This window comes from Nonomuraea sp. NPDC052129 (assembly GCF_040680095.1).
GTDB lineage: Bacteria > Actinomycetota > Actinomycetes > Streptosporangiales > Streptosporangiaceae > Nonomuraea.
Genome location: NZ_JBFAVX010000033.1, coordinates 40,634 through 61,718 on the forward strand (window position 1 = coordinate 40,634; position 21,085 = coordinate 61,718).

Consider the following 21,085-nt stretch of genomic DNA (forward strand, 5'->3'; position numbering starts at 1 on the left):
AGACTCGTCGTCCATGACGAGGGATGACGGCGGGGCGGCGCACGATGGCGACGCGGGTGTGCCGGGGTCGCTGGCCAGGGTGCTCGGCGACGTGGCGGCCGAGCGCGCGGCGCAGGACGCCAAGTGGGGCATGCAGGCCGTGCCCGACGGCACTGGGGCCGAGGGCGCGGTGGCCGAGGCCGACCGGGCGCGGCGGGAGACGGAGGAGGCGGCCCGGCGCGGGGAGCTGACCTGGCGGCACATCCTGCGCGAGGAGGTTCTGGAGGCGTTCGCCGAATCGGACCCAGAGGCGCTGCGCACCGAGCTGATCCAGGTGGCCGCGGTCGCCGTCAAATGGGCCCAGGCACTCGACCGCCGCCCCGAGGACACCGGCAAGCCACCGTCAGGCCCCGGCGAGACGGTCCCGAAGGCCGTTGAGGAGGCGGCTGCGAAAACCGTGGAGGCCGCCGGTGAGCCGGCTGCGAAAACCGTTGGGAGCCCGCGTCTGGACGCTGCCGGTGAGGCCGTCGGGGAGCCGCGTCCCGAGCGGTTTCGGGCCATTGTCGACGTGCACGTGATGCTCGTCCGTGACGGCACGGTGCTCCTCGGCAAGCGGGCCGGCACCGGCTACGGCGACGGCCAATGGCACCTGCCCTCGGGGCACCTGGAGCCCGATGAGTCGGTGGTCGGCGCGGCCGTCAGGGAGGCTCGCGAGGAGGTCGGCGTCACCATCCGGCCGGAGGACCTGGAGTTCGTCCACGTCATGCACCGCGCCCCCGACCGTGTCGGTTTGTTCTTCGTCGCCAGGAAGTGGACCGGCGAGCCCTACAACGCCGAGCCGCACAAGTGCTCCGCGCTCGCTTGGCGGCCGCTCGGTCAGCTGCCCGACGACACCATCGGCTACCCGGCCGCGGCCATCGCCAGGGTGCTAGAGGAGGAGCCGTTCGCGCTGTACGGATGGCCTGCGGAGCGTTGACATTACGGATGGTCTGCGGAGCAGCATTTGACATCATTGTGACGCCCCGCAAGGAAAGTGTCACATGTTTCGCAGTTCGTCCCACTGCCGCCGCGCGCCCGCCAGCCAGGTGCCGTGCAGGTCGTTGAAGACGTTGGCCGCGCGCACCCCGATCCAGTTCGGCGGCGACAGCTCCAGGGGCAGGCGCGGGTCGAGCATCGGGAAGCGCCGCCACTCGTGTACGAGCCGCACCTGCGCCAGCAGCACCGGATCGCCCGGCTCGGGCCGCATGCCGGCGAACTCCTGGATGAACTCCTGATAGTGCGCCGCCAGCTCCCCCAGGTGCCAGGCCTGCTCCACCAGCGTCCGTTCGGAGCCGATCCCCGCGTAGGGCCCGTTGAACGAGAACACCGCCACGTCCAGCCCCAGCCCCTCGACCACCTGCTTGGCCTCGGCCTCGCGGGTGGTGTGCGGGCTGACCCACACCCCGGGCACGGGACTGCCGAAGCCCGCCCACGTCAGACCGGTACGCAGCCGGTGGCGTAGCTCGCGCCTGGACTCCGGCACGCTCGCGATCAGCACCACCCAGCGGCCGTCCCACGGCTCGCGGTCGCGGCCGAACGCGTAGATCCGCTCGGCCCCCTCCGTCAGCAGTTCGCGGCCGCGCCGCGTCAGCGACCACCGCACCCGCCGCCCGGACCGCGCCGACACGATCCACCCGTCGGCGGCCATCCGCGCCAGCGCCTGCCTGGCCGACTTCTCCTCCACCCCGAGCCCGCCCATCACGTGCAGCAGCGCCGACGTCCACGCCGGCTCATCGGAGGGCAGCACGTGCTCGCCCAGCACCGTCAGCAGCATCGACCTCGCGCTCGACTGATGGTGGCGGGGCAGCCTGGCCATTTATCCTCCTTTGGAGGCGGGAGTCTGATTCAATGCTACAAGTAGTTGACGATGCATCAATTCTGTATAGAAGATTCTCGTACGGCGTGTCTCCCTCCCTGTAAGGACGACCATGTCATCGGAGTCGTTCAACGCCAGTCTCTATCTCGTGGATCGTCAGGTCGAAGCCGGTCGCGGTGCGCACACCGCGGTCGCGGGCTCGGCCGGCACACTCACATACTCCCAGCTCGCGGCCCGTGTCGGTGAGCTCTCCTCCGGGCTGCGGGTGGTCGGCGTCCGGCCCGAGGAACGCGTGGCGCTCGTCATGTCCGACCGCCCCGAGACGCTCGTCACCATCCTGGCCGTCATGCGTATGGGCGGCGTCGCGGTGCCGCTGTCCACCATGTACAACGGCGTGGAGCTCGGCGCCCTGATCCGCGACTCGCGGGCCCGCGTGGTGGTGGCGACGCCCGAGTACGAGCCGGCGGTCAGGGTGGCGCTGGTCAACGCGCCCGAGGTCGCCCTGCTCGTCCTGACCGGCAACGTGGGCCAGCGGGCGGCCGACGTCGTCCCGGCCTCCGACGCGGACGTCAGCGTCCCGGTGTGCTCGCTGGCGGACGTGGTGGACGCCGGCCGTACGGTGGGCGAGCCGTACCAGACCTGGACGGACTCGCCCGCGCTGTGGCTCTACACCTCGGGCACGACCGGCGCGCCGAAGGCGGCCATGCACCGGCACGGCGCCATCAGGGACGTCTGCGAGACCTACGGCCGGCAGGTCCTGGGCATCACGCCGGAGGACCGGTGCTTCTCGGTCGCCCGGCTGTTCTTCGCCTATGGCATCGGCAACTCGCTGTTCTTCCCGCTGTCGGTGGGCGCGACGACGGTGCTCGATCCCTTCAGGCCCACCCCGCCGGGGGTGGTGGCGCGGGTGGTGGCCGAGCGGCCGACGCTGTTCTTCGCCGGGCCGACGTTCTACGCGGGCCTGCTCGCCTCCGACGCGCCCGACGACACCTTCTCCTCGGTACGGCTGGCGGCCTCGGCGGGAGAGGCGTTGCCGGCGGAGATCTACCGGCGTTTCACCGAGAGGTTCGGCGTCGACATCGTCGACGGCATCGGTTCGACCGAGGCCCTGCACATCTTTATCTCCAACCGTCCGGGCCAGGTCAAGCCAGGCACTTCGGGCACCGTCGTACCCGGATACGAGTGCAAGCTGCTCGACGACTCCGGCAGCCCGGTGGCCGACGGCCAGCCGGGCCACCTGTACGTACGCGGCGACTCCATCGCCACCGGCTACTGGTGCCGGACCGACACCACCCGGCAGGTGTTCCAAGGGGAGTGGTTACGCACCGGCGACACCTACGTACGCGACGCCGACGGCGTCTACCAGTGCCTCGGCCGCTCGAACGACATGATCAAGGCGAGTGGCATCTGGGTGTCGCCGATGGAGGTCGAGTCCCGGCTGCTGCAGCACGAGTCGGTCGGCGAGGCCGCGGTCGTCGCCTTCACCGACGCGAACGGGCTGGAGAAGCCGGTCGCCTGCGTGGTGCCCGCCGCCGGGAAGACGGTGGACGCGGCGGAGCTCATCGCCTTCTGCCGCGACGGGCTGGCCTCCTTCAAACGGCCGCGCGAGGTGCTGGTGCTGGAGGAACTCCCCAAGACCGCCACCGGCAAGATCCAGCGCGTGGTCATCCGGCAGATCGCCGCCGACCGGCTCGGCGAATAGTCAAGCCGGGCACTGTCACCACAGCCCGCGAAGCTCCCTCTTCAGCACCTTGCCGCTGGCGTTCTTGGGCAGCGACTCCACGAACACCACCGTCTTCGGCGTCTTGAAGGCCGCCAGCCGTACCCGCAGGAAGGAGATCAGCTCGTCGGCGGTCAGGCCGGCGCCCTCACGCAGGACGACGGCGGCCGTCACCGCCTCGATCCACCGCGGGTCGGGCACCCCGAACACCGCCGCCTCCGCGACGGCCGGGTGCTGGTAGATCGCCTCCTCGACCTCCCGGCTGGCCACGTTCTCGCCGCCGGACTTGATCATGTCCTTCTTTCGGTCCACGACCGACAGATAGCCGTCGGCGTCCAGTACGCCCAGGTCGCCGCTGTGGAACCAGCCGCCGCGGAACGCCTCGGCGGTCTTGTCCGGGTCGTTCCAGTAGCCGAGCATGGCGTGGGGGCTGCGGTGCACGATCTCGCCGACCACACCGGGCGGCACCGGCTCGTCGTTGTCGTCGACGATCCTGGTCTCGACGTTCAGGGCGGGCCGGCCCGCCGAGCCGAGCCTGGTCAGCTGCTCGTCCGGGCCCAGGATGGTGGCCACGGGCGCCATCTCGGTCTGGCCGTAGAAGTTGAACAGCCGCACCCCCGGCAGCCGCGCGGCGATCTCCTTCAGCACCTCGACCGGCATGATCGACGCGCCGTAGTAGCCCTTGCGCAGCGACGACAGGTCGCGGCGGTCGAAGTCGGGGTGGCGCAGCAGGCCGATCCAGACGGTCGGCGGGCAGAACAGCTTGGTGGCGCCCTCCGCCTCGATCGCCGCCAGGATGGCCGCCGGATCGGCGCCGGGCAGGATCACGTTGGTGGCGCCGAGATAGAGGCCGGGCGTGAGAAAGCAGTGCAGTTGCGCGCAGTGGTAGAGCGGCAGCGCGTGCACCTCCACGTCCGCGGGGCTCATCTCGCCGTCGATCACGCACGAGGTGTACTGGGCGATCAGGCCGCGGCTGGACAGAGTGGCGCCCTTGGGCCTGGACTCGGTGCCGCTGGTGTACATGAGCTGAATCGGGTCGTCGTCGGCGATCTCCACCTGCGGCGCGGCGTCGTCGCCGTGCGCCAGCCAGTCCGTGACCGGCTCCCACCCTTCGGCGTGCCCGATCACCCCGCGCACCGCGACCCTGTCGGAGACGGCCTGCTCGGCCACGGGCAGCAGCGCATCCTCCACCAGCAGGCCCGTCGCCCCCGCGTGCCGCAGGATGTAGGAGACCTCATCGGTGCCCAGCATGAAGTTGATCGGCACGGAGATCACGCCCAGCCGGGCCAGCGCGAAGTACGCCACCACGAAGGCATCGTTGTTATGGCTGAACAGGGCGAACCTGTCACCCTTGCCCACACCCCGGGCGGCCAGCGCGTTGGCCATGCGGTTCACCGCCCGGTCCAGCTCGGCGTAGGTCCACCGCGCCTGGCCGTACACGATCGCGGTCTTGGCGGGGAACCGCGCGGCCGAGCGCCGCAGCAGGTCGCCGAGGGCATGCTGGCGAGTCGTCATGGGTGAATCCTCTCCACCGAACCATGTTCGGTGATCCTAACCCGCAGCGGGAACGCGAAAGCGCCCGCCGCGAAACGCGCCGGGCGCCCTCAGATCACGCGGTCAGTTTCCGCCAGGCTGGACGACGCCGTTGACCTTGAGCGTGTACGGCGCGTACTGGCCGACCTGCTCCGTCGAGTCGTCGTAGGCCACGACCGCGACCACCGTCGGGAACGGCAGCATCGTGGCCAGCTGCAGCCGGTTGAGGCTGACGCTGTTCTTGCCGTTGGACTCCAGCTGCAGCGCCACCGAGTGCTTCTCGTCGAGGCCGATCAGCCGGACGTTCCAGTTCTCGACCGGAGTCGGGAAGACCTCGGTCGGCGAGTCGAACGGGTCGAGCGACGAGCCGTCGCTGACCGCCGTGGCGCCGACCATGATGTCGTCGATCTTCCAGCCGCCCTCGTTGACCCCGCCGTCGCTGACGTAGCGGAAGCCGAGGAGGATCTCCTTGCCGGAGTAGGCCGACAGGCTGTAAGTGTGCGGCTCGAAGCCGGTCGTGGTGCCGTTGACGCCGGGGCCGAGCGGGCCCGTGACCGTCTTGTCACCGGGGATCGAGGTGTAGGTCTTGCCGCCGTCGGTGGAGACGATCACGTAACCGTAGTCGAATCCCTGCTCCGCCCCGTACTTGGCGAGGAAGCGCAGCGTCGGGTCGGCGGCCGGGACGGTCACCTTGGTGACGGCGGCGGCGTTGGTGTTGCTGGCGTTGCCGGAGAACAGCACCGGGTTGCCCGCGCGGTCCGGGTCGTCGGAGACGACGGTCCAGGTCAGCGGCTGGGCGGGCAGGGTCTTGGCGCCCTCGAACGACAGCGAGCGCAGGTCCACCCCGCGCAGGAACTTGCCGTCCGCCTTCTGCAGCGGCACGTAGTCGGCGCCGTTGGGGGCGGCGCCGGCGGTCTTGTAGGTGGCCGGGTTCGCCAGGTTGACGGTGGCGTTCAGGCTGGCGGTCGTCACGCGCTTCTTGGGCACGCCGAGCATGACGCCCTTGGTGCCGCCGACGATCCGGTCCACCAGGGTGGAGGTCTGGAAGTCGTGGATCACCTGGTACATGTTCTTGGCGCCCGCCGCCGCCAGGTTCGCCTTCAGGCTCGCCAGGCCCTGCAGTGTGCCGTCACGGTGCAGCCCCGACATGAACGCCGTGCCGTACCTGTCGTACAGGAACACCATCAACGAGTACGCGTTGCCGTAGTCGGCCAGCACGCCGTTGGCGTTGGCGCCCTCACCCCAGATGTTGAGCGAGTTCTCCGGGCCGCCGCAGTCGCGCGGGTTGGTGTTGTACGGCGTCTGGACGATACCGAAGCCCTGGAAGCAGTAGATGTGGGTGTCGGTGCCGCGCTCGTTGACGGTCGCCTTGGGGTTGGAGTAACCGACCAGCGACATCGCGAAGTCCGACAGGCCCTCGTTCATCCAGGTGGTCTCGAGCGGGTCGGTGTAGTAGTGCGCCAGGTGCTGCCACTCGTGCGCGAACGTGCCCTCGTACTGGCGCGGCCGGGCCGGGCGCGAGGTGCACAGGTCGGCGGTCGGCTCGTCGGGCGGGTTCGCGCCGGTGCGGTGCGCCCAGTCGAAGGCGTCGATCGTCATGACATTGCGGTCCAGCAGCTCGTTGAACTGGCTGGAGAAGAAGCCCGCGATGTACGTCGGAGCGGCGGGGAAGCTGTAGTAGTTGTCGTCCCTGACGTTGTCGACCAGGGTGACGGTCTTGTTGCCGCCGCCGGTGTAGACGCCGCCGTTGCCGTTGGCGTCGGGGCCGAGGACGGCGTTGGTGCCGTCGCGGTCCGGCGGCGTGCTGAAGGTGGCGGTCTCCTTCGGGTACATGTTGGTGTCGAACTGGGTGACCAGGTCCGCCACCTGCGCGTCGGTGACCTGCGTGGAGTTGGCGATCTGCGCCCGGCAGTCGCCGGCGGGGAAGGACAGGTCGTTGGCGACCCAGACCTCGATGTTGTTGCCGACACCGCGCAGCGTGTAGTCCTTGCGGTAGAGCGTGCCGTTGAAGTCGTCCAGCCCGAGCCACTGCCGGACCGTGCCGACCGGCGGCGTGTCGGCGGCGGCCTTCGTCTTGGCCCGCGCCTTGGCCTCGTACTTGGCGGGAACGTCCACGGGCTTGCCGTCGAGCTTGAAGTCCTTGCGGGAGAGCTCTCGGATGTCGCTGGCCGGCGGAGCCTTCGGCTCGGCCTGCGCCGGTACGGCGGACAAAAACGGTAATGCCATGATCAAGGCCGCGATTCCGATGAATCGGGTGCGCCCCATGAAGCCCCCTTGGAGTGGTCAGCGAGGGTGACAAAATGTGACTATCTGACCAAGCGATGGGCGCGCAAGTAAGTCAATTGCCAAAAAGCCTTATCGAATTCGTACTCGCTCGGCTATCCGAGCCAGCCGCCGGTAGGAATCGAGCCTCCGGTCCAGGTCAAAGCTGTTCATGGTCACCAGGACCTCGTCCGCGCCGGTGAGCTCGACCAGCGCGCCGAGTTCGATCTCGACCTCGTGCGCGGTGCCGTGGATCTGCCCCTTGCGGGACTCCTCGAACAGCGCCCGCTCCCGCTCGGTCATCTCCGTCGCCAGCACTCGCTCGGCCGGGGACAGCGGCGGGAAGGCGCCGCTCGTGCGCGAGCGCGCGGTCGCCCACGCCTCCGGCACCTGCAGCAGCTCCGCCTCGCGGGCCGTCTCACCGACCGCGACGTTCGCCGCCACGATGACATTCGGCCTGGCAGCCCAGGCCGAGGGGCGGAACCCGGTGCGGTAGCGCGAGATCGCCTCCCGCAGCCGGGCCCCGCCGCCGCCGATCACCATCGGCAGCCCATGTTCGGCGGCGATGTCCGCCCCTGAGCCCATGGCCAGCACGAACACCTGCGGCCGCAGCCCTTCGGCGGGCAGCGCGTGCACACCGGGATGCCCCCGCTGGTCCCCGGTGAAATAGCCGAGCAGCTCTTCCAGCTGCCCGCCGAACTCGTCGGCGTCCTCCTTGCCATGGCCGAGCGCCCGGCGAATGCCGCCGGTGAAGCCCACCGAGCGGCCGAGCCCCATGTCGACGCGGCCCGGGTTCAGCGCCTCCAGCACGCCGAACTGCTCGGCCACCACCAACGGCCGGTGGTTGGGCAGCATCACGCCACCCGTGCCCACCCTGATCCGGCCGGTGGCCGCGGCGACGGCGGCGGCCAGCACGGTCGGCGCCGAGCCGGCCACCCCTGGCACGCTGTGGTGCTCCGACACCCAGAACCGGTGGTAGCCGAGCTCCTCCGCCTGCCGGGCGAACCTGACGGTGTCGCGCAGCGCCGTCGCCGGGTCGTGCCCCTCGCGGACGAGGGAGCGATCGAGGATCGAAAGCTTCATCACATATGTCGGCAACAGCGCCGGGGCGCGGCTACTTCCGGGCTACTTCTGGTAGAGGCCGACCGACCAGCGGACCGGGCGGTTGGTGGTAGTGCCCAGTAGCTTCCAGGTGACCTTGACGGTGGTCGTCTTGTTCGTGGGATAGCTGAACTCGCTCACCGCCGAGGGGAAGGCGCCACCCTCCCATACGCCGCAGGAGCCGCTGCCCCCCGCCGGGTGGCCGTTCGCCATGAAGCTGAACCACAGGCGACCGGCCAGGTCGCCGGTGCACAGCGTGTCGAAGCCCACCTTGCCCCGCACCTTGAACGTGGCGGAGCCGTCCTTGGGCCAGACGCCGGTCTTCGTCTCCACGAGCCGTGCCTTCCCCGCCTGTTCCGGCAGGGCTTTGAGCGGCGGCGGCTCGGCCGGTCGCACGGGTGGCGTCCACTCGTAGACGGCCAGCGACCAGGCGCCGCGGGTGAATTTCTGCGGCACACACTTGCCGTTTCGTACGAGGCAAGCCCTGCCGCTGGTTGTCGTGTCGAAGGTGAGCGTGAGCTTGCCGTTCGTGGCGGGCGGCAGTTGGAGCGGCTTCAGCTGCATGCGCCTTGAGCACCCGGCGAAGTGGGCCATCAGGGGCGTGTTGCCCACGGATATCCTCGGCGCGCTGCTGTCCGGCCCCGCGCAGACCGCTCCGACGTCGAGCGGCTTACCGGAGACCGGGAACGTCACGGACACCTTGGTCGGCCCCGTCCTTTTGATCGACGTGATGGCGATCCGCCGGTACTTCGTGCCGTCCGAAGCGGTGAACTGCTCCGGCAGCAAGCCCGCCAGTTCCTTGGGGGCGGCGGTGGCCTCGGCGGCGCTCTCGCGCCGCGGCTCCGCCGGTCCGGAGAGGGGCCTGGTGAGAAAGGAGGCGCCCAGCGCGACGGCCGCCGCCACCGCGACCACCCCGCCGCCGCCCAGCACGCGCCTGCGCAGGCGGATCCGCCGGATGCGGGCCGCTATCTCTTCGTGCCGGGCCGGGTTGGCGGGGGAGGGGCCGTCACCGTGCTCGCGCAGGACGTCCCGCAGGTCGTGAACGGTCATCGGTGCAGCTCCTTCACGATCGTTTCGTCCACTCGCAGCTTGGCCAGCGCCTTGGCGCTCTGGCTCTTGACCGTGCCGGGCTCGCAGCCCAGCAGCCGGGCCACCTCCGTCACCGGCAGGTCCTCGTAGAAGCGCAGCACCACCACCGCCCGTTGCCTGGCGGGAAGCCGGCCGACGGCCCGCCACAGCGCGTCGCGGTCGTCGGAGACCGGATCGCTTGCCGGGGTGTCCGGCAGGTCGTCGCTCGGCAGCTCACGTCGCCATCTCCTGCGCCACCACGAGGTGTAGGTGGTCACCAGGACCTTGCGCACGTACGCCTCTGGCTCCTCCACACGAGCCCAGGCGAACCACGCCTTGGCCAGCGACTCCTGGAGCAGGTCTTCCGCGCTCGCCCAGTCGTGGGTCAGCAGGTACGCCGTGCGTAACAGCCGATCCGATCGAGTGACCACGAAGTCCTGATATATCCCCCGGTCCGCCACGTACCGCCTCCTGTCGTTGCCTGTCGACGGTAGGGACGCATCGAGTGCGGACCTAGGTTGCCCCGTCCATCTGGCGGCTGAGAGTGAAGGGGACCAGCTCGCCCAGCCCTCGTACGGACAGGCGTCTGACCGGGCGCAGCTCGAAGGCCCGGTCGCCCTCCAGCTCCTCGGCCATCTCCGGGCCCGCCAGGATCGTGTCCGGATAGGCCAGCGCGGTCAGCCTGCTGGCCAGGTTGACCGGAGTGCCGAACACGTCGCCCATCCGGCCGAGCACCGGCCCCACGGCCAGCCCCACGCGCAGCTGCGGCATGCCCTTGTCCTTGGCGTGGGTCTCGATCAGGCGCAGGCCGATCTCCGCCGCCTCGTGCGCCTTCCCCGACACGAACAGCACCGAGTCGCCCAGCGTCTTGACGATGCGCCCGCCGCCCGAGGTCACCACGTCGGCCGAGCGGCCCTCGAACCTGTCGACCAGCCCGGCCAGCTCCGTCTCGGTGATCTGCCTGCTCAGCCTGGTGAACCCGACCAGGTCGGCGAACCCCACCGTCAGCCGGGCCGCGCTCGTCTCCTGCTCGGCCAGCCGGTGGGCGGAGGCGGCCAGGTTGCGCCGCCACGCGTAGACCAGCAGCCGGGCCAGGTCGGGCATCACCCGATCCGCCCGCCTGCGCCACGCCCGCGGCCGCTCGCTCAGCGGCACGCCCGCCTGGTCGAGCGCGTCGGCGCCCAGTTCGGCCTGCGACTCGGCCAGCCGCGCCGTCGCCCGGCCCAGGGACCTGGCCATCAGGAGTACGTGTTCCTCGTCGTAGACCCCGTCGCTCACCATGCCGAGCAGCGTCCGCAGGGCCGCCACGTCGGAGTCGGTGAACTCGACGGCGTCGTCGGCGACGTTCGCGAAACCCAGGGCGCGCCAGAACCTGCGGGCGCGATAGACCGGGACACCGGCCATGTCGGCGACCTGGTGGCTGGTGTAACGACGGGGCTCGCGAAGGAACGCCTCCGTCAGTCCGTCGGGATCCTCGCGCGCCACGACCGCAACATAACACCTGGCTACTCCAGTAGCGCACGCAGAGCGGGCCGCTCGGCCTCCGGGACATATCCCACCTGGTAGTCGTACATCGTCTCCCGGGAGAGCCGGGCGGCCAGCGGACCGTCACCGGTACGGACGGTACGCACCGGCTCGAACCGTGGAGCACCCATGAAGCCCCCTTGACCCGAGCCGTCGTGGACTGGCAATCTGCGTAGCCTACTGGTCCGACCAGTGCACTAGCCAGGAGGCTGTAAGACATGGGGCGAATCGGGCACCTGGATCGCCGTGGGCGGTCTCCTGCTGGCCACGGCCGCCTGCGGCGGCGGTGGCGGGGCGCAGGGCGGATCCAACGGCGGGCAGGCCGCCTCACTGGCGGCAGCGCATCGCCATCGCCCGGGCGCTCGCGCCCCGGCCCCAGGTGCTGGTCGCCGACGAGCCGGTCAGCGCCCTCGACGTCTCTGCGCGTGGCCAGATCCGCAACCTGTCGGCCGACCTGGTCGACGAGCTCGGCCTCACCCTGGTCTTCGTCTCGCACGACCTGTCCGTGGTACGGAACGTCTGCGAGAGCGTCGCGGTCATGAACGACGGCTCGATCGTGGAGACCGGGCCCGTGGACGAGGTCTGGGCCGCACCGCAGGACGCTTACACGCGGACGCTGCCGCAGGCCGTACCGACATTGGAGGGATTGCTGTGATCGAGGTGGATGAGGTCGGGGTCGTCGAGTTCACCCAGGCGCTGGTCCGCATCCCGAGCACCAACGACCCGGCGCGCGGCCGCGACGAGCGGCCCGCCGCCGAGCTGGTCGCCGCCAAGATGCGCGAGTGGGGATGGGAGCCGGTCGTGGACGAGGCCGCGCCCGGCCGGCCCAACGTCGTGGCCGTGGTCGAGGGCGGCGGGGGTGATGGGCCGACGCTGATGTTCGAGGGACACACCGACGTGGTCACCGAGGGCGACCTGTCGACGTGGACCGTGGACCCGTTCGGCGGGGAGATTCGCGACGGGCGGCTGTGGGGGCGCGGCAGCGCGGACATGAAGTCGGGCCTGGCCGCCACCCTCTACGCCACCCGTGCCCTGCAGCTGGCCGGGCCGTTCCCCGGGCGGATCAAGGTGTGCGCGCTGGCCGACGAGGAGGGCCTGATGCTCGGCGCCCACCACTTCGTCGCCTCCGGCCTGGCCGCCGACGTGGACGGGGCCATCGTGGCCGAACCCGAGGCCGGGGAGATCTGCGCGGTCGCCAAGGGCGCGCTGCGGCTGCGGGTCGACTTCACCGGCAAGATGGCGCACGGCGCGATGCCGCAGCACGGCCGCAACCCCGTCCAGGCGGTCGGGGCGCTGCTGGTGGCGCTGCGCGCGCTGGAGACGGAGCTGCAGGGGCTGCACCCCGCGCACGAGCACCTCGGCGAGGTGTACGTGACGCCGACCGTGGTGCGGGCCGGGACCGAGGAGCAGGTGAACGTCATTCCCGCGACCGCGTCGGTCTTCATCGACGTGCGGACGATCCCCGGCGTGGAGCACAAGCCGGTGGCCGAGCGGGTGGCCGTGCTGGCGGCCTTCGAGGGGATCGCGGCGGAGGTGTCCATCCTGGTGGACCGGCCGCCGGTGGACGTGCCCGTCTCCGACCCCGTGGTGGTCGCTTTGGCCGCAGCGCACCAGCACGTGACGGGCGCCGCGCCCGTTTACGGCGGCGTGCCCGGATCCACGGACGGCACCGTGCTGACGCATTGGGGCGGGATCCCGTCGGTCGTGTACGGGCCGGGCGGCAAGTGGATCGCGCATCAGGCGGACGAGTACGTGGAGGTGGCGGAGATCGTGCGATGCACTCGCGTGTTCGCCGAGGCGGCCCGGCGCTTCCTGACGCGGTTCGCGTCGTGACGGCCGGGTCGGGCCCGATTCGCGTGGCCGCCGGAGCTCAGCCGCGCGTTGTCGTGACGGCCGGGGCGACGAACTCGCTGGTGGACGTCGCCGGGCTGCGGGTCGGGCACGCGCAGCGGGTGGGCGATGGTTACCGCACGGGGACCACCGTCGTGCTCGCGCCGCCCGGCGGCATGGTGGCCGGGGTGGACGTGCGGGGAGCCGCGCCGGGCACCCGGGAGACCGAGCTCCTCGACCCGCGCAACCTGGTGGAGCGGGTGCACGCCATCGTCCTGACGGGCGGCAGCGCGTACGGGCTCAGCGCCGCCTGCGGGGTCATGGACCGGCTGGCGGACGCGGGGATCGGCTTCCCGGTGGAGGGCGGCGTGGTGCCGATCGTGCCCGCCGCCGTCATCTACGACCTGGGCCGTGGCGGCGCGTTCCGAGCCGTACCGGACGGCTCGCTGGGCGCTGAGGCGTACGACGCCGCCGCCCACTCCCACGGCCCGGACCCATGGACGTGCGGGTCGGTCGGGGCGGGCACCGGCGCCGTGGCGGGCGGGCTGGCCGGCGGCATCGGTACGGCCAGTGTCGTCCTGCCCTCCGGGGTCACCGTGGCCGCGATGGCGGTCGTCAACGCCGTCGGGTCCGTGCTGGACCCCGCCGGCGGACGGCTGTCCGGGACCCGCTACGGGCTGCCCGGCGAGTTCGACCACCTCCGCGAGCCCGGTGAGGACGAGGTGGCGGCCTGGCCGGGCGCCACGGTGACGTCGTTCAACACGACGATCGGCGTGGTGGCCACCGATCTGACGCTCACCAAGGCACAGTGCGGCAAACTGGCCGGCGTGGCGCACGACGGGCTGGCCCGGGCGATCAGACCCGCCCACACCATGGTCGACGGCGACACCATCTTCGGCCTCTCCACCTGCGCCCTCCCCTTCCCTTTCCTCGGGACCACGTCACCGGCCAGCCCCGAACTCGGCACTGTGGGTTTCGAGGGCGCTGCCGGCAGCCCACGGGGCGTGGAGGGCGCTGCTGGGAGCAGCCGGGGCCCTGAAGGCGCCGCCGGGCCGGCGCCTGTGGGTGCCGGGAGGAACGCGCCTGGTGCCGCTGGGCTGCATGACGTGCTCGCCGCCGGGGCCGATGTGTTCAGCCGGGCCGTGGCGCACGCCGTGCTCGCCGCCACCGGCCGCGACGGCGCGCCCGCGTATCGAGACGTGTTTCCAAGCGCTTGGGGGAAGTAGCGTGACATTTCAGGACTGGCCGGGGAACTGGTCCAGGGACTGGCCCGGCGGGCTGCCCGTGGGTGACGGGTGGGTCGAGGTCGAGGACACCGCCGACGTGGTCTTCCCGTACGACGGTTCGGTGGTGACGGCCGCCCCCGTCGGCACCGCCGCGCTGGCCCGGCAGGCCGTCGAGGCCGCGCTGGCGGTCGCGCCCGCCATGGCCGCGCTCCCCTCGCACGCCCGCCGCGCCGCGCTCATGGCCGCCCACGACGCCCTGGCCGCACGGCGTACGGAGTTCGAGCGCCTGCTCGTACTCGAGACCGGGAAACCGCTGGTCGACTGCCAGGTCGAGGTGGCGCGGACGCTTGTCACGCTCCTCACCGCAGCCGAGGAGGTGGCCCGGCTGCACGGTGAGACCGTGCCGCTGGACCTGCTGCCGTCGGGGGAGGGGCTGATCGGGTTCTGGACGCGGCGGCCGATCGGGGTGGTGGTCGGGATCACCGGCTTCAACTACCCGCTGCTGCTGGCCGTGCACAAGATCGCCCCGGCGGTGGCGGCGGGTTGTCCGGTGATCGTCAAGCCCGCGCCCGCGACGCCTTTGGCGACGCTCTGGCTCGTCCATCTTCTTCGCGAGTCGGACGCGCTGCCTCCCGCCGGGGTACAGCTCGTCACCGGCGACGTCGAGGTGGGCAAGACGTTGGTCGCGGACCGGCGGATCGGGGCCGTGTCGTTCACCGGCTCGGCGGCGGCCGGGCACGCCATCGCGAAGAGCGCGGCGCCCACCAAGGTACTGCTGGAGCTTGGGTCGAACGCCGCCCTCGTGGTGGCGGCCGACGCCGACCTGGAGGCCGCCGCCGCGGCGGTGGTGCGAGGCGGCTACTACGCCTCCGGGCAGGCGTGCATCTCGGTGCAGCGGGTGCTGGTGGAGGAGCCGGCTCGGGAGGAGTTCCTGTCGCTGCTGGCCGGGCGGATGAAGGACGTGGTCGTGGGTGATCCCCGCGACCCGCGGACCCGGGTGGCGCCGCTGATCGACCCCGCCGCGACCGAGCGGGTGCTCGGCTGGGTCCGCGACTCGGGCGCGACGCTCGTCACCGGCGGCGGGCTCGACGGGCGGGCCATCGCGCCCACCGTGCTCGCCGACGTGCCCGACGGAGCCGCCGCCTGGGACGAGGAGATCTTCGGCCCGGTGGTGTGCGTACGCTCGGTGCCCGGCCTGGACGCCGCGTTCACCGCCGTCAACGCCTCCAGGTACGGCCTGCACGCCGCCGTGTTCACCCGCTCGCTGGCCACGGCCTTCGCCGCGATCGACCGGATCGAGGCGGGTGGGGTGGTGGTCAACGAGGTGCCGGGGTTCCGGGCGGACAACATGCCGTACGGCGGCGTCAAGGACTCGGGCGCCGGGAGGGAGGGGCCCCGCTTCGCCATCGAGGAGCTCACGGTGACCCGGATGGCGATCATTCGCCCCTGAGGGGATGTGGGTCCTCGGCGTCGCGAGGTTGGACAGACCGGTTCGGTCGCCTGGTGAGCGTGTCGGGGGCCCCGGTCTCAGGTCCCGGGGCCGGGACAGGGGTCAGAGTTCGTCGAGGATCTCGATGTCCTCCGCGGTGACGTCGCGGGCCACCCCGAACGCCGCTGTGGCCGCGGCGGTGCCGGGCAGTGTCTGGCGGGCCACTTGCAGGCTGGCGGCCGAGTCCCAACGCCAGACGCCGACCCACGTCTCGTCGTCGAGCCGGCCGAGGCGCGCCTCGGTAAGGCCGGGCAGCTTGTCCCTGACCGCGGAGACCAGGGTCGCGTGCCGGGCCCGGACCTGTTCGGCCTCGGCGGGATCGGCCTGGAAACGGGTGACGCTGATGACTGACATGGCTGGACCATTTCTCTAGAGTTGACTTCTAGCGACTTAATCTAGAGATAGACTCTAGCCATGAGCGATGTCAAGCGGCCGAACAAGCGGGCGGAGAAGGCGAAGGAGACGCGCCGGCGCATCCGTACGGCGGCGTTGGAGCTGTTCACGCAGGACGGATACGGCGCGACGAATCTGCAGGACGTCGCCGAAAGGGCCGGGGTCGCGGTGCAGACGATCTACTTCGTCTTCGGCAACAAGCGCGCCCTGCTGAAGGAACTGGTCGACGTGACGATCGCGGGTGACGACGAGCCGGTGGCGACGATGGACCGGCCGTGGTACGTCGCGGCGTTGGCCGCCGACACCGCCCAGGACATGCTGCGCGCCTACGTCGCGGGCGCGACCGCGGTCCTGGAGCGGATCGCGCCGATCGGCAAGGTGCTGGAGGCGGCGGCCGCGAGCGACCCCGAGGTCGCCGCCCTGTGGCCGCACGACGTCGACCCGCGTTACGTCGTCCAGCAAAGGGCGGCCAAGGCGCTGGCCGGCAAGCCGGGCGCACGGGCGGACCTGCCGGAAGAGGAGATCGCTGACGTGCTGTACGGGCTGCTCAGCCCGGAGCTGTACCTGCTGTTCGTCCGGGAGCGCGGCTGGTCACGCGAGCGCTGGGAGAGCTGGGTCGGCGAGACCTTGCGCGGCCGACTCTGCCGGCCCTGACCTGGCGACGCCGGTCCTGGCCCGATGACGCGGGTCCTGGCCTGGCGACGCCGGTCGGCGCGTCGGCTGCTCAGTTGGGTGGGTCGAAGCGTCCGTCCACGGCGGTCCAGCCGCCGTCCACGTACAGGACGGAGCCGGTGACGAAGCTCGCCGCGTCGCTCGCCAGGTAGACCACGGCGCCCGCCATCTCCTCCGCCCGCGCCCACCGGCCGAGCGCGCTCTTGGCGGCGTACGCGTCGTACCAGGCGGGGTCGTCCTTGATCTGCCGGGTCAGCGGCGTCTCGACCACGCCCGGCGCGACCGCGTTGACCCGCACGCCGGACGGGCCGAACTCGGCGGCGGCGGTGCGCAGCAACTGCACCAGCCCGGCCTTGGTGGCGGAGTAGACGCCCTGGCCGGGTTCGGTCACCGATGCCCGGATCGACGCGAACCCGATGATCGACCCGCGCCCGCGCTCCACCATCCCGGCGCCGAACGCGCGGATCACGTCGAACGAGGCTCGCAGGTTGAGGCGTACGACCCGCTCGAACTCCTCGCCGGAGTAGTCCAGCAGCCGCTTGCGCACATTCGTGGCGGCGGTGAACACCAGCACGTCGGCGGGCGCTTCGGCGGCGAGGGCCCGTACGGCGGCCGCGTCGAGGACATCGACCCCGCGTGACGCCGCCCCGCCGCACCGCTTCGCGGTCTCCTCGGCGGCGGCGGAATCCAGATCCGCGCAGACCACCTCGGCACCGTGCGCGGCCAGTGCCAGCGCCGACTCTCGCCCGATCCCGCTTCCGGACCCGATAACCACTGCGCGCCGCCCATCCAGGCGGAACAACGCGTCGTATGCCGTCATGGCGACCAGCCTAGCAACTGGTCTGACCAGTACACCAGGTCTGCCCTGAGATGGCGTCGGCGATTCCCAGGGACAGGTCAGGGGCGATCACCGATGATGCGGGCCGGGGCGGCGCGGCATCGTGGTGGCATGATCTCCACCGACACCCCTGCGAACAGCCTCGCGAACAGCGTCGCCAGGGCCTCCTTCACCGCCGGCCCCGCCGCTTTCCTCGGCGGCTGGCTGCTCATGCGTCCCATCGGCGGCGATCTCGTGCCCGGTCCGTGGTGGACGGCGGCGCACGCGGTGTGGTTGTTCGGGTTCCTGCTGTTCGGCGTCATGGTGCTGGAGCTGCGGCGGATGGCGGCGCCCACGACCCGCGGGCAGAAGGCGGCCGTGTGGGCGGCGACCGGGGTGGCGCTGTTCAGCGTCCTGGCCAACGTGGCTCAGCTCGTCATCGACCTGGTGGCCGGGTTCACCTCGGCGGACGGAGCGGCGATGCGGGCGGTGTTCGACCAGGTGCGGGGGTATCCCGGGGTGGAGCTGGTCGTGTACTCGGTGGGGGCCCAGCTGTTCTTCGTGGCCCTGCTGGTGCTGGCCGGGATCATGGCGGTGCTGCACCGGGTCACCTCGCTCAGCGCCGTGGTCGTCGCGGCCGGGGTCGTGGTGCTGGCCGTGGCGATGCTCGGCGTCGGCCGTGACTCGGCGCTGGTCGCGGTGGGGATGGCCGTGCTGTGGCTGGGGGCGCTGCTGCTCGGCCGCGGACCCGGCACGCCGGCGCTGAGCGCCTAGAAGACCACTGAAGATCTTGTGGGCCAAGGACCAGGGCGAGGAGCGCCCGACCCCCTGCGGACCTGCCCGCTGGAACCTCGGACTCACCCGGACCGGCGACATCTGGACGCTCGGTCCCGGCCGGGCGTAGAAGGCCCCCAAGTCCATCCCACCACAGCGCCACAGCCACCAACACAAGATCTGAAGTGGTCTTCTAGCCCCGTTTTCCGCAGGTGTGTGATCGTCACCGGAGGTCTCGAGGGTCGACGCCGGGGACGGACGTGCCTTCGATCTCTCAGCATGAGTTGTCCGACCGGTTCAGATCACGCGGACCGGTTCATGCTTTCCTTTTGCCGGACGTACCAGGTGACGATCCACAGGACCAGGCCGATCGCCAGCAGTACGCCCGCGATCTGGTACTGGCCGGCCGGACGCCCGGAGGACCATGGCAGCACCAGGTAGAGGCACGTGAACGTGCCCACCACGGGCAGGATTCGGCCCGCCTTGAAGTGCTTGCCGGGCACCCGGTCCTTGCGCAGGACGAGCACGGACAGGTTGACGAGCGCGAACACCGCGAGCAGGAGCAGCGACGTCGTCCCGCCCAGCAGGGCCACGACCGGGCTCTCCGGGTCCAGCGAGACGAAGGTGATGAGAGCGCCCGCGATGGCGGTGGTGAACAGGATCGCCGCCTGCGGGGTGCGGCGCGTGGGGTGCACGTTCGCCAGGAAGGCCGGCAGCACGCCCTGCCTGCCCAGCCCGTAGAGCAGCCGGCTGGCCATCAGCATGTTGATCAGCGCCGAGTTGGCGACGGCGAACATCGAGATGAACGGCAGCAGGTCGGCGATCGGGAAGCCGGGGGCCGCGGTCTGCACCACCAGCGACAGCGGGGTCTCGCTGTCGGCGAGCTTTCCGACGGGGACCACGGCGACGGCGCAGATGGAGACGAGCACATAGATGAGACCCGTGATCCCGAGGCCGGTGAGCATCATGCGGGGGAAGATCCGGGCCGGGTTCTTCGTCTCCTCCGCCATGTTGACCGAGTCCTCGAACCCGACCATCGCGAAGAACGCCAGCGACGTGGCGGCGCTGACCGCCAGGAACACGCTCTTGTCCTCGGGGGTCTCGAAGGCGACGACGCGGGAGAAGTCCGCGTTCCCGCCGGAGATGAAGTACAGGCTGATCACGATGACGAGCAGCAGTCCCGAGAGCTCGATCGCGGTGAGCACAACGTTGATCTTGACACTCTCGCCGACGCCGCGCAGGTTGACCGCCAGGACCAGGAGCATGAAACCCAGAGCGATCATCAGGATGACGCCGTTGCCGGCGTCGAGCCCGAATCCGGTGCTGAGGTTCGCGGCGAAGGCCCGCGAGGCGGCGGAGGCGGAGGTGATGCCGGAGCACATCACGGCGAAGCACACCATGAAGGTCAGGATGTGCGTGCCGAACGCCTTGTGCACGTAGAGCGCGGCTCCGGCGGCCTGCGGATATTTGGTGACCAGCTCCAGGTACGAGCACGCCGTGATCAACGCGACGAAGAAGGCGATGGCGAAGGGCAGCCAGGCGGCGCCCCCGACCTCGCCCGCGACCTGGCCGGTCAGCGCGTAGATGCCGGTTCCGAGAATGTCGCCGATGATGAACAGCAGCAACAGCCCCGGGCCCATCACCTGCTTCAGGCTGGGCTGCTCGCCGCTGTTCGTCGCGAGATGGCCGGGTGGACTGGTATGTGCCACAGGGGGATTCCTTATCGTGCGGCCGCTGTAGTAGGTGATCACGTACCCCACCTGGCCCGCGGATACTCCGGCCCGCGCGGCGGCTTCGTGAGGCAAGGCCCGTGGGAATCCCCGATCTCGTAGGAGAGTCGCCATGCCCGCTGAGACCCTCACCGGCCGCCTTCCGTGCCGTCCTCCGCCCCACGGCGGAGCCGGCGACGCCACGCTAGAGATGCCCCAATCACGGGCCTAGCGCTTCGGGCGGGCCGCCCAGTCCGATCTGAGCAGTTCGTACTCCACCTCGCCCTGATCGGATCCGTCGATGACGTCCGGCCAGTCCTGGAAGAACGTCCGTACGAAGCGCAGCCCGCACTTCTCCATCACCCGCCGGGAGCCGCGGTTCACCGCCATCGTCTGGGCGAAGACCCGGCGGGCGCCCAGTTCAGCGAACGCCTTGTCGATGAGGGCCAGTGAGCCCTCCGTGGCGTAGCCCTTGCCCCAGCACGACTTGCGCAGCCGGTAGCCCAGTTCGAGCTCGTCCTCGGCGCCGCCCCTGGGCACCCGCAGGTGGAACCAGCCCAGGAACTCGCCCGTCTCCCGCTCGACGGCGGCGAAGAAGTGGCCGCTGCCGATGAAGATGGGCAGCGTCTCACCGACGATCACCTCGCGCGGGGTGGCCTTGCCGCCGTTGAGGTAGCGCATCACGTCGGGGTCGTTGTGCAGCTCGACGAGGTCGTCGGCGTCGGCCTCGGTGAAGCAGCGCAGGGTCAGGCGGTCGGTCTCCAGGTAGATGTGCACGCGCACACGCTAGCCACCGGGGTCGCGGCTCCTCGACCGGTTTTTTCCGGCTACCGCGCCGTCCGAGCGCGGGCAACCATCTGACCGAGCACGCGGCTGGCCATGGTGATCCTGTCCTGCGCGCAGTTCGCGCCGACGGTGGCCGCGTGAGCTGTCGTTGTAGCCCTGGCCGCCGCTCGCGTGTTCGTCAGCATGCCCGAAAGCCGACAGCGCCCGTTTTCCGGTTGTGCCAGAACATAAGTCCGGACATTTGCCGAGGTTGGGGTCCCATGTCGGATCCGATTTGACGGTGAGTGATGAAGTGTGGTCGTGTCGTGACTTATGTTTCTGATGGGCTGATTGAGACCGCTTCGGGG

General features: G+C 70.8%; 20 protein-coding genes. 8 read left to right on the forward strand and 12 right to left on the reverse strand.

What is annotated here, in order from left to right:
- Window positions 1–13 precede the first annotated feature (13 nt).
- Window positions 14–955 carry an NUDIX domain-containing protein gene (locus tag AB0L53_RS45920; RefSeq protein ID WP_364008999.1) on the forward strand — a complete coding sequence of 314 codons (942 nt, stop codon included), beginning with the start codon at window positions 14–16 and terminating at the stop codon, window positions 953–955.
- Window positions 956–1,015: 60 nt separating this feature from the next.
- Here AB0L53_RS45920 and AB0L53_RS45925 read toward each other — a convergent pair whose 3' ends face one another.
- Window positions 1,016–1,834 (reverse strand): PaaX family transcriptional regulator C-terminal domain-containing protein, encoded by an 819-nt coding sequence (locus AB0L53_RS45925; protein WP_364009002.1) that lies wholly within the window; start codon window positions 1,832–1,834, stop codon window positions 1,016–1,018.
- 112 nt (window positions 1,835–1,946) lie between these two features.
- Here AB0L53_RS45925 and AB0L53_RS45930 point away from each other — a divergent pair, with 112 nt between their 5' ends.
- Window positions 1,947–3,536: a benzoate-CoA ligase family protein gene (locus AB0L53_RS45930; protein WP_364009005.1), complete on the forward strand. Its 1,590-nt coding sequence runs from the start codon at window positions 1,947–1,949 to the stop codon at window positions 3,534–3,536.
- Between the two features lie 15 nt (window positions 3,537–3,551).
- Here AB0L53_RS45930 and AB0L53_RS45935 read toward each other — a convergent pair whose 3' ends face one another.
- The 7 genes from AB0L53_RS45935 to AB0L53_RS45965 form a co-directional block, all read right to left on the reverse strand.
- Window positions 3,552–5,069 (reverse strand): acyl-CoA synthetase, encoded by a 1,518-nt coding sequence (locus tag AB0L53_RS45935; protein ID WP_364009008.1) that lies wholly within the window; start codon window positions 5,067–5,069, stop codon window positions 3,552–3,554.
- 102 nt (window positions 5,070–5,171) lie between these two features.
- Window positions 5,172–7,352: a choice-of-anchor J domain-containing protein gene (locus AB0L53_RS45940; RefSeq protein ID WP_364009011.1), complete on the reverse strand. Its 2,181-nt coding sequence runs from the start codon at window positions 7,350–7,352 to the stop codon at window positions 5,172–5,174.
- Window positions 7,353–7,442: 90 nt separating this feature from the next.
- Complete coding sequence (locus tag AB0L53_RS45945) at window positions 7,443–8,432, reverse strand: LLM class flavin-dependent oxidoreductase (RefSeq protein ID WP_364009014.1); 990 nt, start codon at window positions 8,430–8,432, stop codon at window positions 7,443–7,445.
- A 42-nt stretch (window positions 8,433–8,474) separates the two neighbouring features.
- Window positions 8,475–9,500 carry a hypothetical protein gene (locus tag AB0L53_RS45950; protein WP_364009016.1) on the reverse strand — a complete coding sequence of 342 codons (1,026 nt, stop codon included), beginning with the start codon at window positions 9,498–9,500 and terminating at the stop codon, window positions 8,475–8,477.
- On the reverse strand, window positions 9,497–9,979 hold the full coding sequence (locus AB0L53_RS45955; protein ID WP_364009019.1) for a SigE family RNA polymerase sigma factor: 483 nt from the start codon (window positions 9,977–9,979) through the stop codon (window positions 9,497–9,499). The genes AB0L53_RS45950 and AB0L53_RS45955 overlap by 4 nt, the downstream gene beginning before the upstream one ends.
- A gap of 52 nt (window positions 9,980–10,031) precedes the next feature.
- On the reverse strand, window positions 10,032–11,003 hold the full coding sequence (locus tag AB0L53_RS45960) for an adenylate/guanylate cyclase domain-containing protein (protein ID WP_364009022.1): 972 nt from the start codon (window positions 11,001–11,003) through the stop codon (window positions 10,032–10,034).
- Window positions 11,004–11,023: 20 nt separating this feature from the next.
- The gene (locus tag AB0L53_RS45965) at window positions 11,024–11,173 is read right to left on the reverse strand and encodes a hypothetical protein (protein ID WP_364009025.1); all 150 of its coding nucleotides are present in this window, start codon (window positions 11,171–11,173) and stop codon (window positions 11,024–11,026) included.
- Window positions 11,174–11,328: 155 nt separating this feature from the next.
- On the opposite strand from AB0L53_RS45965, the gene AB0L53_RS45970 reads away from it, so the two are divergent.
- The 4 genes from AB0L53_RS45970 to AB0L53_RS45985 are packed head-to-tail and all read left to right on the forward strand — an operon-like array spanning window position 11,329 to window position 15,548.
- Entirely contained in the window at window positions 11,329–11,697 is a 369-nt protein-coding gene (locus AB0L53_RS45970; RefSeq protein ID WP_364009028.1) for an ABC transporter ATP-binding protein, read from the forward strand.
- Window positions 11,694–12,875, forward strand: coding sequence for a M20 family metallopeptidase (locus tag AB0L53_RS45975; RefSeq protein ID WP_364009031.1), 1,182 nt, complete (start codon window positions 11,694–11,696; stop codon window positions 12,873–12,875). The genes AB0L53_RS45970 and AB0L53_RS45975 overlap by 4 nt, the downstream gene beginning before the upstream one ends.
- Window positions 12,818–14,098, forward strand: coding sequence for a P1 family peptidase (locus AB0L53_RS45980; protein ID WP_364009034.1), 1,281 nt, complete (start codon window positions 12,818–12,820; stop codon window positions 14,096–14,098). The genes AB0L53_RS45975 and AB0L53_RS45980 overlap by 58 nt, the downstream gene beginning before the upstream one ends.
- Before the next feature lies 1 nt (window position 14,099).
- Window positions 14,100–15,548 (forward strand): aldehyde dehydrogenase family protein, encoded by a 1,449-nt coding sequence (locus tag AB0L53_RS45985; protein WP_364009037.1) that lies wholly within the window; start codon window positions 14,100–14,102, stop codon window positions 15,546–15,548.
- A gap of 102 nt (window positions 15,549–15,650) precedes the next feature.
- Here the strand turns inward: AB0L53_RS45985 and AB0L53_RS45990 are convergent, their stop codons facing one another.
- The gene (locus tag AB0L53_RS45990; protein ID WP_364009040.1) at window positions 15,651–15,941 is read right to left on the reverse strand and encodes an antibiotic biosynthesis monooxygenase; all 291 of its coding nucleotides are present in this window, start codon (window positions 15,939–15,941) and stop codon (window positions 15,651–15,653) included.
- Window positions 15,942–16,001: 60 nt separating this feature from the next.
- Between AB0L53_RS45990 and AB0L53_RS45995 the strand changes: the two genes are divergently transcribed.
- The gene (locus AB0L53_RS45995) at window positions 16,002–16,634 is read left to right on the forward strand and encodes a helix-turn-helix domain-containing protein (RefSeq protein WP_364009043.1); all 633 of its coding nucleotides are present in this window, start codon (window positions 16,002–16,004) and stop codon (window positions 16,632–16,634) included.
- Between the two features lie 70 nt (window positions 16,635–16,704).
- Here the strand turns inward: AB0L53_RS45995 and AB0L53_RS46000 are convergent, their stop codons facing one another.
- The gene (locus AB0L53_RS46000; protein ID WP_364009046.1) at window positions 16,705–17,472 is read right to left on the reverse strand and encodes an SDR family NAD(P)-dependent oxidoreductase; all 768 of its coding nucleotides are present in this window, start codon (window positions 17,470–17,472) and stop codon (window positions 16,705–16,707) included.
- Window positions 17,473–17,601: 129 nt separating this feature from the next.
- Here AB0L53_RS46000 and AB0L53_RS46005 point away from each other — a divergent pair, with 129 nt between their 5' ends.
- Entirely contained in the window at window positions 17,602–18,243 is a 642-nt protein-coding gene (locus tag AB0L53_RS46005; protein WP_364009049.1) for a hypothetical protein, read from the forward strand.
- A gap of 302 nt (window positions 18,244–18,545) precedes the next feature.
- Here the strand turns inward: AB0L53_RS46005 and AB0L53_RS46010 are convergent, their stop codons facing one another.
- Window positions 18,546–19,952 (reverse strand): APC family permease, encoded by a 1,407-nt coding sequence (locus AB0L53_RS46010; RefSeq protein ID WP_364009051.1) that lies wholly within the window; start codon window positions 19,950–19,952, stop codon window positions 18,546–18,548.
- A 228-nt stretch (window positions 19,953–20,180) separates the two neighbouring features.
- Window positions 20,181–20,729: a GNAT family N-acetyltransferase gene (locus AB0L53_RS46015; protein ID WP_364009054.1), complete on the reverse strand. Its 549-nt coding sequence runs from the start codon at window positions 20,727–20,729 to the stop codon at window positions 20,181–20,183.
- Window positions 20,730–21,085: the final 356 nt, after the last annotated feature.

Excerpts from the sequence above, each read along its gene's own strand:
- AB0L53_RS45920 (WP_364008999.1), top strand. The coding sequence starts at position 14 with ATGACGAGGGATGACGGCGGGGCGGCGCACGATGGCGACGCGGGTGTG.
- AB0L53_RS45925 (WP_364009002.1), bottom strand. The coding sequence starts at position 1,834 with ATGGCCAGGCTGCCCCGCCACCATCAGTCGAGCGCGAGGTCGATGCTG.
- AB0L53_RS45930 (WP_364009005.1), top strand. The coding sequence starts at position 1,947 with ATGTCATCGGAGTCGTTCAACGCCAGTCTCTATCTCGTGGATCGTCAG.
- AB0L53_RS45935 (WP_364009008.1), bottom strand. The coding sequence starts at position 5,069 with ATGACGACTCGCCAGCATGCCCTCGGCGACCTGCTGCGGCGCTCGGCC.
- AB0L53_RS45940 (WP_364009011.1), bottom strand. The coding sequence starts at position 7,352 with ATGGGGCGCACCCGATTCATCGGAATCGCGGCCTTGATCATGGCATTA.
- AB0L53_RS45945 (WP_364009014.1), bottom strand. The coding sequence starts at position 8,432 with ATGAAGCTTTCGATCCTCGATCGCTCCCTCGTCCGCGAGGGGCACGAC.
- AB0L53_RS45950 (WP_364009016.1), bottom strand. The coding sequence starts at position 9,500 with ATGACCGTTCACGACCTGCGGGACGTCCTGCGCGAGCACGGTGACGGC.
- AB0L53_RS45965 (WP_364009025.1), bottom strand. The coding sequence starts at position 11,173 with ATGGGTGCTCCACGGTTCGAGCCGGTGCGTACCGTCCGTACCGGTGAC.
- AB0L53_RS45980 (WP_364009034.1), top strand. The coding sequence starts at position 12,818 with ATGCACTCGCGTGTTCGCCGAGGCGGCCCGGCGCTTCCTGACGCGGTT.
- AB0L53_RS45990 (WP_364009040.1), bottom strand. The coding sequence starts at position 15,941 with ATGTCAGTCATCAGCGTCACCCGTTTCCAGGCCGATCCCGCCGAGGCC.
- AB0L53_RS45995 (WP_364009043.1), top strand. The coding sequence starts at position 16,002 with ATGAGCGATGTCAAGCGGCCGAACAAGCGGGCGGAGAAGGCGAAGGAG.
- AB0L53_RS46000 (WP_364009046.1), bottom strand. The coding sequence starts at position 17,472 with ATGACGGCATACGACGCGTTGTTCCGCCTGGATGGGCGGCGCGCAGTG.
- AB0L53_RS46005 (WP_364009049.1), top strand. The coding sequence starts at position 17,602 with ATGATCTCCACCGACACCCCTGCGAACAGCCTCGCGAACAGCGTCGCC.